This window comes from Gryllotalpicola kribbensis (assembly GCF_039538245.1).
In the GTDB taxonomy this organism is placed as follows: Bacteria; Actinomycetota; Actinomycetes; order Actinomycetales; family Microbacteriaceae; genus Gryllotalpicola; species Gryllotalpicola kribbensis.
Map to the genome: position 1 here is coordinate 183389 of NZ_BAABBX010000005.1, position 13425 is coordinate 196813.

9 protein-coding genes are annotated in these 13425 nt (G+C 72.2%); 5 read left to right on the forward strand and 4 right to left on the reverse strand.

Translation table 11 applies throughout. The features are described from left to right. Window positions 1-60 precede the first annotated feature (60 nt). Window positions 61-2334, forward strand: a complete 2274-nt coding sequence (gene pflB / locus ABD716_RS04180) for a formate C-acetyltransferase (protein ID WP_344774108.1) — start codon at window positions 61-63, stop codon at window positions 2332-2334. Window positions 2335-2339: 5 nt separating this feature from the next. Further along, window positions 2340-3179, forward strand: coding sequence for a pyruvate formate-lyase-activating protein (gene pflA / locus ABD716_RS04185; RefSeq protein WP_344774110.1), 840 nt, complete (start codon window positions 2340-2342; stop codon window positions 3177-3179). Here the strand turns inward: pflA and ABD716_RS04190 are convergent. Continuing rightward, the gene (locus ABD716_RS04190; protein ID WP_344774112.1) at window positions 3173-4609 is read right to left on the reverse strand and encodes a DEAD/DEAH box helicase; all 1437 of its coding nucleotides are present in this window, start codon (window positions 4607-4609) and stop codon (window positions 3173-3175) included. The two genes, pflA and ABD716_RS04190, sit on opposite strands and share 7 nt — an antisense overlap. Before the next feature lie 91 nt (window positions 4610-4700). Here ABD716_RS04190 and ABD716_RS04195 point away from each other — a divergent pair, with 91 nt between their 5' ends. Further along, entirely contained in the window at window positions 4701-5423 is a 723-nt protein-coding gene (locus ABD716_RS04195) for a ferritin-like fold-containing protein (protein ID WP_344774114.1), read from the forward strand. Here the strand turns inward: ABD716_RS04195 and ABD716_RS04200 are convergent. Together ABD716_RS04200 and ABD716_RS04205 are read right to left on the reverse strand one after the other, a co-directional pair. Then, a complete protein-coding gene (locus ABD716_RS04200) occupies window positions 5420-5728 on the reverse strand; it encodes a hypothetical protein (RefSeq protein ID WP_344774116.1) in 309 nt (102 codons plus the stop codon). The genes ABD716_RS04195 and ABD716_RS04200 overlap by 4 nt on opposite strands. A gap of 9 nt (window positions 5729-5737) precedes the next feature. Then, complete coding sequence (locus tag ABD716_RS04205) at window positions 5738-5962, reverse strand: DUF3107 domain-containing protein (protein ID WP_344774118.1); 225 nt, start codon at window positions 5960-5962, stop codon at window positions 5738-5740. A gap of 130 nt (window positions 5963-6092) precedes the next feature. On the opposite strand from ABD716_RS04205, the gene ABD716_RS04210 reads away from it, so the two are divergent. Next, the gene (locus ABD716_RS04210) at window positions 6093-9143 is read left to right on the forward strand and encodes an ATP-dependent helicase (RefSeq protein WP_344774120.1); all 3051 of its coding nucleotides are present in this window, start codon (window positions 6093-6095) and stop codon (window positions 9141-9143) included. Further along, complete coding sequence (locus tag ABD716_RS04215; RefSeq protein ID WP_344774122.1) at window positions 9140-12421, forward strand: UvrD/REP family DEAD/DEAH box helicase; 3282 nt, start codon at window positions 9140-9142, stop codon at window positions 12419-12421. The genes ABD716_RS04210 and ABD716_RS04215 overlap by 4 nt, the downstream gene beginning before the upstream one ends. Here ABD716_RS04215 and ABD716_RS04220 read toward each other — a convergent pair. After that, window positions 12334-13404, reverse strand: coding sequence for a phosphotransferase (locus tag ABD716_RS04220; protein ID WP_344774124.1), 1071 nt, complete (start codon window positions 13402-13404; stop codon window positions 12334-12336). The two genes, ABD716_RS04215 and ABD716_RS04220, sit on opposite strands and share 88 nt — an antisense overlap. Between the last annotated feature and the right edge of the window lie 21 nt (window positions 13405-13425).

A 13425-nucleotide genomic window follows, 5' to 3' on the forward strand; every position in this document is an offset into this window, starting at 1 on the left:
GTCGCAGGCTGGGACTGAAGACCCAGCTTGGATACAAGTCGTGCCTGTATAACTTGAACCATGACGATCATCAGCGTGGGCACGGCCGGAGCGGACCTCGAGACGGTGCCGGCATGGCGGGGCTTCCAGGCGGGCGCCTGGCAGGACGCGATCGATGTGCGCGACTTCATCCAGCGCAACTACACGCCCTATGAGGGCGACGCCGGATTCCTCGCGGGCGCGACCGACCGCACGAGGCGCGTCTGGGGGCGCATCGCCGAGCTCATGCCCGCAGAGCGTGAGCGCGGCGTCTACGACATCGACACGCACACTCCCGCGGGCATCACCGCGTTCGGCCCCGGCTACATCTGCCGCGACGACGAGCTGATCGTCGGGCTGCAGACGGATGCCCCGCTCAAGCGCGCCATCATGCCGCTGGGTGGCTGGCGCATGGTCGAGAACAGCCTCGGCAGCTACGGCTATGCGGTCGACGAGAACCTCAGGAAGACCTTCACCCAGCACCGCAAGACGCACAACGCCGGCGTCTTCGACGCGTACCCGCCTGCGGTGCGCGCGGCGCGCAGCTCGCACGTGCTCACGGGCCTGCCCGACGCCTACGGCCGCGGGCGGATCATCGGCGACTACCGCCGCGTCGCCCTCTACGGCGTCGACGCGCTCATCGCCGCGAAGAAGCTCGACAAGCTCGACTGGGACACGCGGCCGTTCACCGAGTCCGTCGTGCGCGAGCGCGAGGAGCACGCCGAGCAGCTGCGGGCGCTCGCCGAGCTGAAGGCGATGGCCGCGAGCTACGGCTACGACATCTCCGGCCCGGCGACGACCGCGCGCGAGGCGATCCAGTGGCTCTACTTCGGCTACCTCGCCGCCGTGAAAGAGCAGAACGGCGCGGCGATGTCGCTCGGGCGCACCTCGACCTTCCTCGACATCTACCTCGAGCGCGATCTTGCGAGCGGCGCACTCGACGAGGCATCCGCCCAGGAGCTGATCGACGACTTCGTGATCAAGCTGCGCATCGTGCGCTTCCTGCGCACGCCCGAGTACGACGCGCTGTTCTCCGGCGACCCGACCTGGGTCACCGAGACGATCGGCGGCATGGGCGAGGACGGGCGCACGCTCGTCACCAAGAGCTCGTTCCGCTTCCTGCAGACGCTCTACAACCTGGGGCCGGCTCCCGAGCCGAACCTCACCGTGCTGTGGTCGCGGCGGCTGCCGCGGGGCTTCAAGGAGTACTGCGCGCAGGTGTCGATCGACACCTCGGCCGTGCAGTACGAATCCGACCGCTACATCCGCGAGGCGTGGGGCGACGACGCCGCGATCGCATGCTGCGTCTCGCCCATGGCGGTCGGCAAGCAGATGCAGTTCTTCGGCGCCCGCGCCAACCTCGCGAAGGCGCTGCTCTACGCCATCAACGGCGGCCGTGACGAGATCACGGGCGCGCAGGTGGCGCCGGCGCGCCCCGCGGTCGAGGCGGGCGCACCCCTCGACTACGCGGACGTGCGCGCCCGCCTCGACGACACCATGGAGTGGCTGGCGGCCACCTACGTCGAGGCGCTGAACGTCATCCACTACATGCACGACAAGTACGACTACGAGCGGCTCGAGATGGCTCTGCACGACAAGGACGTGCTGCGCACGATGGCCTGCGGCATCGCGGGGCTCTCGGTCGCGGCCGACTCGCTCTCGGCCATCAAGTACGCGCGGGTCACCCCGCTCTTCGACGAGCGCGGCATCGTGGTCGACTACGAGACCGACGGCGAGTTCCCGAGCTACGGCAACGACGACGAGCGCGCCGACGCGATCGCCGTCGAGCTGGTCGAGTCGTTCATGGAGAAGCTGCGCCACTACCCCTGCTATCGGGGCGCCGTGCCGACGCAGTCGGTGCTGACCATCACCTCGAACGTCGTCTACGGCAAGAACACGGGGAACACGCCGGACGGGCGCCGTGCGGGGCAGCCGTTCGCGCCGGGGGCGAACCCGATGAACGGCCGCGACAGCCACGGCATGCTCGCGAGCGCGCTGTCGGTCGCGAAGATCCCCTACGCCGAGGCGCAAGACGGCATCTCGCTCACGAACACCGTGCTGCCGAGCGGCCTGGGGCGCACCCGCGAGGAGCGCGTCGCGAACCTGGCCGGCCTGCTGGACGCCTCGGTCGGAACGGACGGCTACCACATGAACGTCAACGTGCTGAACCGCGAGACGCTCGAGGACGCCATGGAGCACCCCGAGAACTACCCGCAGCTGACGATCCGGGTCTCCGGCTACGCGGTGAACTTCGTGCGGCTCACGCGCGAGCAGCAGCTCGACGTGCTCTCGCGCACCTTCCACGAGAGCGTGTGACCGGCATGGCGGTCACGAACGGCGCGGTGAGCGCGCTCGGGGATGTCGCGGCGGCCGACGTCGTCTCGCATCACGACCGCGTGGCGCGCCTGCATTCCGGCGAGCTCGGGTGCGTCAACTCGTGGGAGCTCGTCACCGCCGTCGACGGGCCGGGCACGCGGCTCACGGTGTTCATGAACGGGTGCCCGCTGCGGTGCCTGTACTGCCAGAACCCCGAGACCTGGTTCATGCGCGACGGCACAGAGGTCGAGGCATCCGAGCTCATCTCGCGCATCGCGCGCTATCTGCCGGTCTTCGAGGCGACGGGCGGCGGGCTCACGCTCTCGGGCGGCGAGATCCTCATGCAGCCGGCGTTCGCGGCCCGCGTGCTGCGCGGAGCGAAGGAGCTGGGCGTGCACACGTGCCTCGACACGAGCGGATTCCTCGGCCGCGCGCTGACGGACGAGGCGCTCGCCGACACCGATCTCGTGCTGCTCGACGTCAAGTCGGGCGACCCCGAGACCTACCGGCGCGTGACCGGCGAGGCGCTCGAGCCGACCCTGCGGTTCGGGCGGCGGCTCGCGCGCGAGGGCCGGGTCGAGGTGTGGGTGCGCTTCGTGCTCGTGCCGGGGCTCACGGATGCGTGGGACAACGTCGAGCGGGTCGCCGACTACACGGCCTCACTGAACGGCGTGCGCTCCGGCACGGTCACGCGAGTCGAGGTGCTGCCCTTCCACCAGCTCGGCCGCGAGAAGTGGCACGCGTTGCGCCGCCCGTACGCGCTCGAGGAGACGGTGCCCCCGTCGCCCGAGCTCGTCCGACGCGTCCGCGGTCAGTTCCACGAGCGCGGGCTCGTGACCTACTGAGGCCCGCGGCTCTCGGGGCGCGAGCCGCCGCGGCGACGGCGGCGCCGGCGCGGGGCTGCGTTGCCGTCGCGGTGCTCGGCGCCCTGGCCGTCGTGCGTGCCGGCGGCGACGGGCTTCTCGTCAGCTGACGCGGCGGCCGGGGCATCCGTTGTCGCCGTGCGCGTCCGCGTGCGGCTGCGCCGCGAGCGCGAGCCGCCCTCGCCCGCACCCTGCTTCGCGACCTCGGACTCGGCCTTCGGCTTTGGCGTCGTCTTCAGGCGTCCCTTGGTGCCCTCGGGGATGTTCAGGTCGGTGTAGAGGTGCGGTGACGACGAGTAGGTCTCGACCGGCTCGGGCTGGCCGAACTCGAGAGCGCGGTTGATGAGAGCCCACTTGTGCAGGTCCTCCCAGTCGACGAAGGTGACGGCGATGCCGGTCTTGCCTGCGCGGCCGGTGCGGCCGGCGCGGTGCAGATAGGTCTTCTCGTCGTCGGGGATCGTGTGGTTGATCACGTGGGTGACGTCGTCGACGTCGATGCCGCGGGCTGCGACATCCGTTGCGATCAGGATCTCCTTCTTGCCGGACTTGAACGCGGCCATGTTGCGCTCGCGCTGCTCCTGATTGAGGTCGCCGTGCACGCTCACGGCGGGGAAGCCGCGATCTGCCAGCTCGTCCTGCAGCTTGGCGGCGGCGCGCTTGGTGCGCGTGAAGATGACGGTCTTGCCGCGCCCTTCCGCCTGCAGGATGCGGGCGATGACCTCGTCCTTGTCGAGGGCGTGCGCGCGGTAGATGACGTGCTTGATGTTCGCCTGCGTGAGGCCCTCGTCGGGGTCGTTCGCGCGGATGTGGATCGGCTTGCTCATGAACCGGCGCGCGAGGGCGACGATCGGGCCGGGCATCGTGGCCGAGAACAGCATGGTGTGCCGCACGGCCGGCAGCTGCTGGAAGATCTTCTCGATGTCGGGCAGGAAGCCGAGGTCGAGCATCTTGTCGGCCTCGTCGAGAACGACCTCGGTCACCTGCGAGAGATCGAGCAGGCGCTGGCCTGCGAGGTCGAGCAGGCGGCCGGGGGTGCCGACGGCGATCTGCGCGCCGTCCTTGATGGCGGCGACCTGGCCCTCGTAGGCCTTGCCGCCGTAGATGGCCACGACCTTGGTCGGGCGGTTGGACGCCCCGAGCTCCATGTCCTCGCTCACCTGCACGGCGAGCTCGCGCGTCGGCGCGACGATGAGCGCCTTCACGCCCGGTGCGGGGTCGGCCCCGAGGCGCTGGATGACCGGCAGCCCGAAGCCGAAGGTCTTGCCCGTGCCGGTCTTGGCCTGGCCGATGATGTCCTGCCCGGCAAGGGCGAGGGGGATGGTCTGCACCTGGATGGGGAAGGGCTCGGTGATGCCCTTGGCCGCAAGCGCCTCGACGATGTCGTTGTCGATGTTGAGATCTGCGAAAGTCACGAAGTGGATACCTGTTCGGTGTCGGTCCGGCGAGGGAGAATCCTCAAGCCTCCTGCCAGTCTACCGGGGGGAAGCTCCTAGACTTCTGGCCGTGCCGTTCTCGTGGTTCCGCCGCCGTCGCCTCAGCCTCGACGCACCCCGTCTGCGACCCCGTCGCGAGCGGCGTTCCACGGTCGCCGCCGACCTCGCCGAGATCGCCCCAGAGCTGCGGCAGTTCCTCGGTCAGGCGGCCTGCATCCAGCTCGGCGCGTTCGAGCGGCTGTCGGGGCTCGTGGCGGATGTCCCGGGCTTCGGCGCGAAAGAGGCGATCGGCCGCTCGGCCGCGCGCGCCTTCGCACGGCATCAGCGCTTCACCGCCGAGCTGCGGCGGATGGGCTCTGACCCCGAGCGCGAGATGACGCCGTATGTCGCCGCCGTCGAGGAGTTCGCCGCGGTCACCCGCGGGCACGACTGGGCCGAGCGGCTGCTCGGCGCGCACATCTGCGGCGGTCTGCTCAACGACTTCTTCTCGGCGCTGTCGCGCGGCGTCGACGCCGACGGCATCAAGGACCTGCCCGCGCTGTTCGCCGTGGACCCCGACGAGGGGCGCGCGCTCGAGGCGCTGCTGCGCGAGCGCCTCGCCGGCGACGCACAGCTCGCGGCGCGGCTCGCGATGTGGGGGCGCCGGCTCGTCGGCGACACCCTGCTCATCGCGCGATCGGCCCTGAGGCTGACGGGGGATGCCGAATCCGATGACGCGCACACCGAGCCGCTCTTCGCCGACGTCATCGCCACGCACACCCGGCGCATGGATGCGCTGGGGCTGACCGCCTAGGCCGCGGCGGGAACGCCGTGCTTGGTCACGGACTCGAGCAGCGCGGCATCCGCCCGCGTGCGCAGCCGGCCGACCAGCAGGTCGACGGCCGCGACGACGGCGCCGGTGCCGAACAGCGCGATCCACCAGATCACGCCGCCGTCCCAGGCGAGGCCGGCCCAGGTCAGCGCGACCCAGAGCACCATCGCGGCGACGCCGCCGACGGCCGGCATGAGCGCCACGCCGTGCGTGTGCCGCCAGGGCAGCGCATAGCGCCCGGCGGCGCCGATGATCAGCCCCGCGAGGGCGATGAACATCAGTTCCATGGCGGCGACTTAGGCGACGAAGCCGACGCGGCGGGTCTCTTCCGCGCCGATCTGCACGTAGGCGATACCGGCGACGGGCACGACGAACTGGGCGCCCTTGTTGTCGGTGAGCTCGAGCACCGGCGTGCCGCCCGAGATGGCCGCGCTGACCTTGCCGCTCACGTCGGAGGCCGACTCGTCGGTCTCGAAGCTGAGCTCGCGGGGGGCGTTCAGAATGCCGATGCGGATCTCCACCGTGGTGCCTTTCGTCGTTGACTGCTGACGAGCCTATCGAGTGCGCGCGCGGCGCCGATCGCGTGTTCGCTCAGGGGGAAGCGGGGCGGTCGGCGCGTCGATGTCGGGGGATGCCGGTACGTTTTCGAGCGTGCAACTCGACGTGTCTCAGCAAGCCGTCCTCGACCTTCCCTTCGGGCGGTCCGCGGTCGTGCTGGGCGCGCCGGGCACGGGGAAGACGTCGACACTGGTCGAGCTGATCGCCGCACGCGTCGCCGCGGGCGAGGTCGGGCCAGACGAGGTGCTCGCACTGTGCGCCAGCCGGGCAGCGGCGACGGCGCTGCGCGACCGGCTCTCGCTGCGCCTCGGCGTGGCGACCCAGGGGCCGCGTGCCCGCACCGCGAACTCGCTCGCGTTCAGCGTCGTCGGCGAGCACGCGGCGGCGGCCGGTGCGCCCGAGCCGCGCCTGCTGACCGGCGCCGAGCAAGACCAGTTGCTCGCAGAACAGCTCGCCGGCGACGCCGACGACGCAGAGGCCGGTCGCGGGGGAGTTGTCTGGCCCGAGCACCTTCCCGTCGACGTGCGGCGGCTGGCCGGCTTCCGTGCCGAGCTGCGCGAGCTGATGGAGCGCATGGTCGAGAACCGCGTCCCGGCCCGGCGGCTCGCCGAGCTCGGGCGGGCACAGGGGCTGCCCGAGTGGGTCGCGGCGGGGGAGTTCATCGCGCGCTACCAGGACACGCTCGACACCCTGCGACCGGGCTTCGTGACGGCGGCCGAGCTGCTGGCCGACGCCGCGCGGCTGATCTCCTCCGGCGAGGTCTCGCCGGGCATCCGCCTGCTCGTGGTCGACGATCTGCAGGAGTTCACGCGCGCCGGCCTCGACCTTCTGGCCGCGATCGCCCGGCGCGGAGTGCCCGTCATCGCCTTCGGCGACCCCGACGTCGCGACGACGACCTTCCGCGGCGCCGACCCCGCCGCGGTGGCGGGCTTCGGCGCCCGGGTCGGCCTCGACGTCGAGCGGCTGACGCTGACCACCGCGCATCGGCAGCCCGCGGCCCTGCGGGCGGTCACCCGAGCCATCACCGATCGCATCGGAACGGCGCTCGCGGGCGCCCAGCGGCGCGCGGAGCCGGCCGGTGAGGGCGGGCTCGTGCAGAACATCGTGGCGCCGAGCGACCCCGAGCAGTACGCGACCCTGGCGCGGCGACTGCGCGAGCTGCATCTGCTCGAGCCCACCGTGCCGTGGAGTCGCATGGCGATCATCGTCCGCTCCGGCCGGCAGGTGCCCGAGATCGCCCGCGCCCTCGCGGTCGCCGAGGTGCCGACCCGCACGACCGCGTCGGCCGGGGCGCTGCGCGACGACTACGCGGCCAAGCAGCTGCTCACCGCGGTCGGCGTCGTGCTCGGCATCACCCCGCTCGACGGCGCGGTGGCGACCGAGCTGCTGCTCGGGCCGCTCGGCGGCCTCGACGTCGTGCAGCTGCGCAAGCTGCGACTCGCGCTGCGGCACGAAGAGCTCGCGGGCGAGGGCAGCCGCCCGGGCGACGTCCTGCTCGCCGAGGCGCTCGCCGACCCCAACGCCCTGGTCACCGTGGAAGACATGGCCCCGGGCCGCGCCGCGCGCCGGCTCGCGACGACGCTGCAGGCGGCGCGCGGCCAGGCCGGCCGGGGGGCGACGATCGAAGAGCTGCTGTGGACCCTGTGGGATCGCAGCGGTCTCGCCGCGACCTGGTCGAAGCAGGCCGCGCGCGGCGGCGTGCTCGGCGACGAGGCGAACCGCGATCTCGACGGCGTCGTCGCGCTGTTCGCGGCCGCCAAGCGCTTCGTCGAGCGCTCGCCGGGGCGGCCGCCCGGCGACTTCGTGACCGAGCTGCTCGAGGCAGCCGTGCCCGAGGACACGCTCGCGCCGCGCTCGCTCGCCGACGCGGTGCTCGTGTGCACGCCCGCCGCGGCAGTCGGGCTCGAGTTCGACGTGGTGGCGGTGGCCGCCGTGCAAGAGGGCACCTGGCCGAACGTGCGGCTGCGCGGCTCGCTGCTGCACCCCCAGTCGCTCGCCGGCGAGGCCGGGGTCGTCGACGAGCGGGCCGCGGTGCTGCACGACGAGCTGCGCATGTTCGCTCTGGCCGTCTCGCGCGCGAGCAGGCTGCTGATCGTCGCCGCGAGCGAGGGCGAAGATCAGCAGTCATCCCCGTTCCTGCGGCTCGCCGAGGGTGAGCAGGTGCCGGTGGCGGGGCATCCGTTCACGCTGCGCGGGCTCGTCGGCCAGCTGCGCCGCCGACTGACGAGCGCGCCGGCGGATGCCGCGGCGGCGGCATCCCTCGCCATGCTCGCCGAGGCGGGCGTCGCAGGGGCGGACCCCGCCGAGTGGTACGGGGTGCTCGAGCCGTCGGTCGAGGGCCCCCTGGTCGACCTCGAGCGCGATCCGGAGGCGACCGTCGCGGTCTCGCCGTCGCGCGTCGCCTCGTTCGAGAAGTCGCCGCTCGGGTGGTTCGTCGACGTCATGTCCGGCACCTCGGGCGGCCTCGCGACCGGGGTGGGCACGATCATGCACTCCATCATGGAGATCGCGGCGGGCGAGCCGGAGGGCGACATCAGCGTCGAGCGGATCTGGGGCGATGTCGAGCGACGCTGGGGCGAGCTGAATCTCGAGCCGGGCTGGGTCGAGCAGCGCGAGAAGCGGCGCGTTCAGAAGATGGCCGAGGGGCTGCACGACTACCTCGCCGAGTTCGAGCGCTCGGGGGCGGCGCTGCTCGAGGCAGAGGGCGCCTTCACGCTGCGGCTGGGGCAGACGGTCATCAACGGCGCGATCGACCGCATCGAGCGGCGCGCCGACGGCACCGTCGTCATCGTCGATCTCAAGACGGGGCGGCAGTACCCGAGCGGGCCCGAGGTGCCGGAGCACCCCCAGCTGAGCGCCTACCAGCTCGCCTACCACGACGGGGCGCTGCCCGATCGGGGGCCGCTCGGCGGCGCGAAGCTCGTGTTCATCGCGCCCGAGACCGCCACGACGAGGAAGAGGTACCGCGAGGTGCCGCAGCAGGCCAAGACCGAGGAAGAGTTCGAGGAGTTCCGCATGCGCGTGCAGGAGGTCGGCCGCGGCATGGCGGGCGCCGAGTTCATCGGCGTGCGCTCCGACAACGGGCGCGACAGCTACGACTACCGCATCCACCTCGTGCCCGAGGTGTCGGAGGCGGCCGAATGAGCGCGCGAACCGACCCCGTGTTCGACGTCGGCACGGCCGGCTACGGCGCAGACGAGGTCGCGCGTCTGCTCGGGCAGTCGTACTCGCCGACGCCGCAGCAGAAGCGCGTCATCGAGGCCGGCGCCGAGCCGGCCCTCGTCGTCGCCGGCGCGGGCAGCGGCAAGACCGAGACGATGGCGGCCCGGGTGGTCTGGCTGATCGCCAACGGGCTCGTCGCGCCGGGTGAGGTGCTCGGCCTCACCTTCACTCGCAAGGCCGCGGGCGAGCTGGCCGCGCGCATCCGCGGGCACCTCGAGAAGCTGCGCGCCTCCGGTGCGCTGCCGGGCGCCCACGATCCGCTCGACGCGCCGACGGTCTCGACCTACAACTCGTTTGCCAACGCGCTGTTCCGCGAGAACGCCCTCGCGATCGGGCGCGAGGCCGACGGCGTGCTGCTCGGCGAGGCGGCGGCGTGGCGCCTCGCCCGCACCGTGGTCGGCCGCAGCACCGACCCGCGCCTGCTCGAGACCGAGCATTCGCTCGACAAGCTCACGACCGCCGTTCTCGACCTCGCCCACGCGCTGAGCGACAACGACGTGAGCGACCCCGACGCCGTGCTGCGCCTGGCCGGCGAGTTCCAGGACCTGCTCGCGCTGCCGTCCGGCGGCAGGAACGCCTCCATGGCCGAAGCGGTCAAGGCGGCGCAGCTCATCGATCAGCTGCCGCTGCTCGTCGACCTCGCCGTCGAGTACGCCGCAGAGAAGCGCCGCAGGGGGCTCATCGAATACAGCGATCAGGTCGCCTTCGCGCTGCAGGCCGTGAAGCGCCGCGGCGCCGACATCGCCACGGAGTACCAGCGGCGGTTCAAGGTGGTGCTGCTCGACGAATACCAGGACACCTCGTTCATTCAGACCGACCTGCTCGCGGGGCTCTTCGCGGGGCATCCCGTCATGGCGGTCGGCGACCCCAACCAGTCCATCTACGGCTGGCGCGGCGCGAGCGCCGACAACCTCGACGACTTCTCGCGCGCCTTCGCCGGCGAGCCGGGCGTCGCCCCGACCTTTCCGCTCACGACGAGCTGGCGGAATCCGGTCACGGTGCTCGCCGCGGCGAACGCGATCGCGGCGCCGCTCAACGCCAAGGCGCGCGTCGACGTCGAGCAGCTCGACGCCCGCGCCGATGCGCCCGCGGGCCAGATCGAGGTGCGGTTCGAGCAGACGATCCTCGACGAGGCGGCGGCCGTCGCCGACTGGTTCAAGACCCGCTTCGACGCCGCAGGCGCCGAGAAGCCGACGGCCGCCCTGCTGATGCGCTCATGGGGCCGCACGGATGTCTTCACGCGGGCGCTGCGGGCGGCCGGCATCCGCTATCACGTGCTCGGTCTCGGCGGTCTGCTCGAGCAGGCCGCCGTCGTCGACCTCGTGTGTGCGCTCAAGGTACTCGTCGACCCCGACGCGGGCAGCGAGCTGCTGCGCCTGCTCGCGGGCGCCAGGTGGCGCATCGGCGTACGCGACCTGCAGGCGCTGCGCGCGCTCGCGGGCTGGCTCGAGAAGCGCGACTTCCGGCAGCAGCTGCTCGACGGCGAGGTGCGCCAGCAGCTGCGCGGCTCCGTCGCCGACGACGAGGGGGCGTCGATCATCGAGGCCCTCGACTTCATCGGCAGCGCCCGCCCCGACCACGGCGCCCTCGCCGACTTCTCACAGGCCGGCCTCGAGCGCCTGCGCGCCGCCGCGAAGCAGTTCGACGAGCTGCGCGGCCGGCTCGGCCTCGACCTGCTCGACCTCGTGACGCTCGTGATCCACGAGCTGAACCTCGACATCGAGGTGCGCGCCAACGAGTCGGCAGCCGGCGGCCAAGCCGGCCTCGACGCCTTCCTCGGCCTCGCCCGCGGCTTCGCGTCGAGCGACGACACCGGCGCCGGGGTGCGCGCCTTCCTCGACTGGCTCTACGAGGCGGAAGGGCGCGAGCGCTTCAGCCCGCGCACCGACCCGCCCGAGCCGGGGTCGGTGCAGGTGCTGACGATCCACGGCTCAAAGGGCCTCGAGTGGGACCTCGTCGCCGTGCCCCGCCTCGTCGACGACGAGCTCCCGAACGCGTATCGCGACGGCGCCGGCTGGGTGCGCTTCGGGAAGCTGCCCTTCGAGTTCCGCGGCGACCGCAACGCCCTGCCCGTGCTCGCCTGGCGCACGGCCGAGACCCAGAAGCAGTTCCTCGCGAGCCTCGACGCGTTCAAGCAGGAGCTGCGCGAGCGCCACCTCGACGAGGAGCGGCGCCTCGCCTACGTCGCCGTCACGCGTGCGCGCGACCGCCTGCTGCTCTCGGGCGCCTACTGGGGCGGCCAGAGCAAGCCGCGGCGGCCGAGTGCGTATCTCACCGAGCTGCGCGACGCGGGGCTGATACCCGCGGGTGCCGTGCCCGAGCTTGCCTCAGACGAGAACCCCATCGACGCCGAGCTCGCCGACCCCGTGCGGTGGCCGAAGAATCCGCTGCGCGGGCGCGAGGTCGCCGTGCGCGCCGCCGCAGACGCCGTGCGGCGCCGCCTCGAGCTCGGCCCGGCCGACCCCGCCCGCGACGTCGGGCCGTGGCGCGACGACCTCGAGCTGCTGCTGCGCGAGCTCCGCACCACGGGCGCAGGCCGCCTCGAGCGGCCGCCGGTGCGCATTCCCGCGTCGCGCTACAAGGACTTCGTGAGCGCCCCCGAGGCGACGCTGCAGAGCCTCACGAGGCCGATGCCCGAGCGTCCCTACAAGGCCACCCGCATCGGCACGCTCTTCCACGCCTGGGTCGAACGGCGCGCCGGCGTGTTCGGCCAGACCGAGGTGATCGACGCCGCCGAGTTCGAGCGCGATGACCTGACCCCCGAGAACGAGGCAGATGCCGACCGCCTCGCCGAGCTCAAGGCGACCTTCGAGCGCAGCGAGTGGGCGAACCTCGCGCCGACCGAGGTCGAGATCGAGATCCACGCCCCGCTCGCCGGGCACGTGTTCGTCTGCAAGCTCGACGCTGTCTACCGGCTGCCGGGCGGCCGCACCCAGATCGTCGACTGGAAGACCGGGAAGGCGCCGGCCGACGACGACGATCTCGAGCGGAAGCAGTTCCAGCTCGCGCTCTACCGGCATGCCTACGCGACGTGGACGGGCGTCGACCCCGAGTCGATCGACGCGGTGTTCTACTTCGTGGCAGACGACCGGGTCATCCGCCCCGAGCGGATCTACTCGTCGTCCGAGCTCGAAGAGCGCTGGCTCTCGACGTTCGCCGCCTCGTCGCTCTCCTCGACGGGCTCCATTCCGTCGGAGTGACCCGGTCGCTGCGACAGCAGCTGCTCGACCTCGGCGGCGTCGAGCACCGGGCCCGTGGCCTGCTCGAGCGGGTCGACGCCGTTCTGGTGCACCCGGTCGACGAGGGTGTCGAGCATCGACTCGGCATCGGCGATGATCGCCTGGTCGTGCAGCTCATGGCCGTGCAGCAGCCAGCGGGCGAGATCGAGTTCCGCGTGCAGCAGGGCGCGATGCTGCAGGCGCGGGTCGGGGGATGCCTGCCGGCCCATCTCGTACCACGAGAAGACCGCCTCTGCGGCATCCGGCTGCGCCCCCATCACCCACGCGAGGTCGCGCGCGGGGTCGCCGACCGACAGCGCCGACCAGCCGATCACGGCCCGCACCGCGGTGTCGTCGACGAGCAGCGAGTCGGCCGACAGGGCTCCGTTGATCACGGTCGGCAGGAAGCGCCACAGCGACTGGTCGGCCGCGGCCTGATACCAGCGGCTGCGCAGGGCGGCGGGCAGCGAGCCCGTCTGCTGGGCGCGGTCGATCTCGGTCATGACGGCGCGCTGCGCGTCTTCGGCCGACTGCTGCGGCAGCCCGGCCTCGAGCACGAACCCGGTCGGCAGGGAATGGATCGCGGCGATGGCCTGCCCCGCTGAGACGGCGATCTCGCCGTGCACGCGCGAGAGCTCGAGAGGGCGCCCCGGAAGGAAGTCGTAGACGACGGCCCGCGAGCCGTCGAAGGGGGACTGGCCGAGCGCCGTCGGCACCTCGAACGGCAGCCGCGAGCGGATGCCGCCCGTGAGCGCCCCGAGCGCGATCAGATCGGCGGCCTGCTCGGTCTCGGCGGCCTGCGTGCGCGGCACTCGGACGATGAGCTCGCGCCCCTCTGCCGTGCGCATGATCGCGGTGTCGTAGTCGCCGTGTTCCCCCGTCGTGTGCTCGCGGGTCGCGACCACCTCAAGGCCGGGAACCGCCGCCGTGGAGAGCGCGGCTAGAGTGAATGGGGTTCTGGCCATGCCCCTCAGGGTAGGCCCGCG

Bases quoted from the DNA above. Each gene is read 5' to 3' on its own strand.
- ABD716_RS04200 (WP_344774116.1), bottom strand. From the start codon at position 5,728: ATGGAACTGATGTTCATCGCCCTCGCGGGGCTGATCATCGGCGCCGCC.
- ABD716_RS04215 (WP_344774122.1), top strand. From the start codon at position 9,140: ATGAGCGCGCGAACCGACCCCGTGTTCGACGTCGGCACGGCCGGCTAC.
- pflB (WP_344774108.1), top strand. From the start codon at position 61: ATGACGATCATCAGCGTGGGCACGGCCGGAGCGGACCTCGAGACGGTG.
- ABD716_RS04220 (WP_344774124.1), bottom strand. From the start codon at position 13,404: ATGGCCAGAACCCCATTCACTCTAGCCGCGCTCTCCACGGCGGCGGTT.
- pflA (WP_344774110.1), top strand. From the start codon at position 2,340: ATGGCGGTCACGAACGGCGCGGTGAGCGCGCTCGGGGATGTCGCGGCG.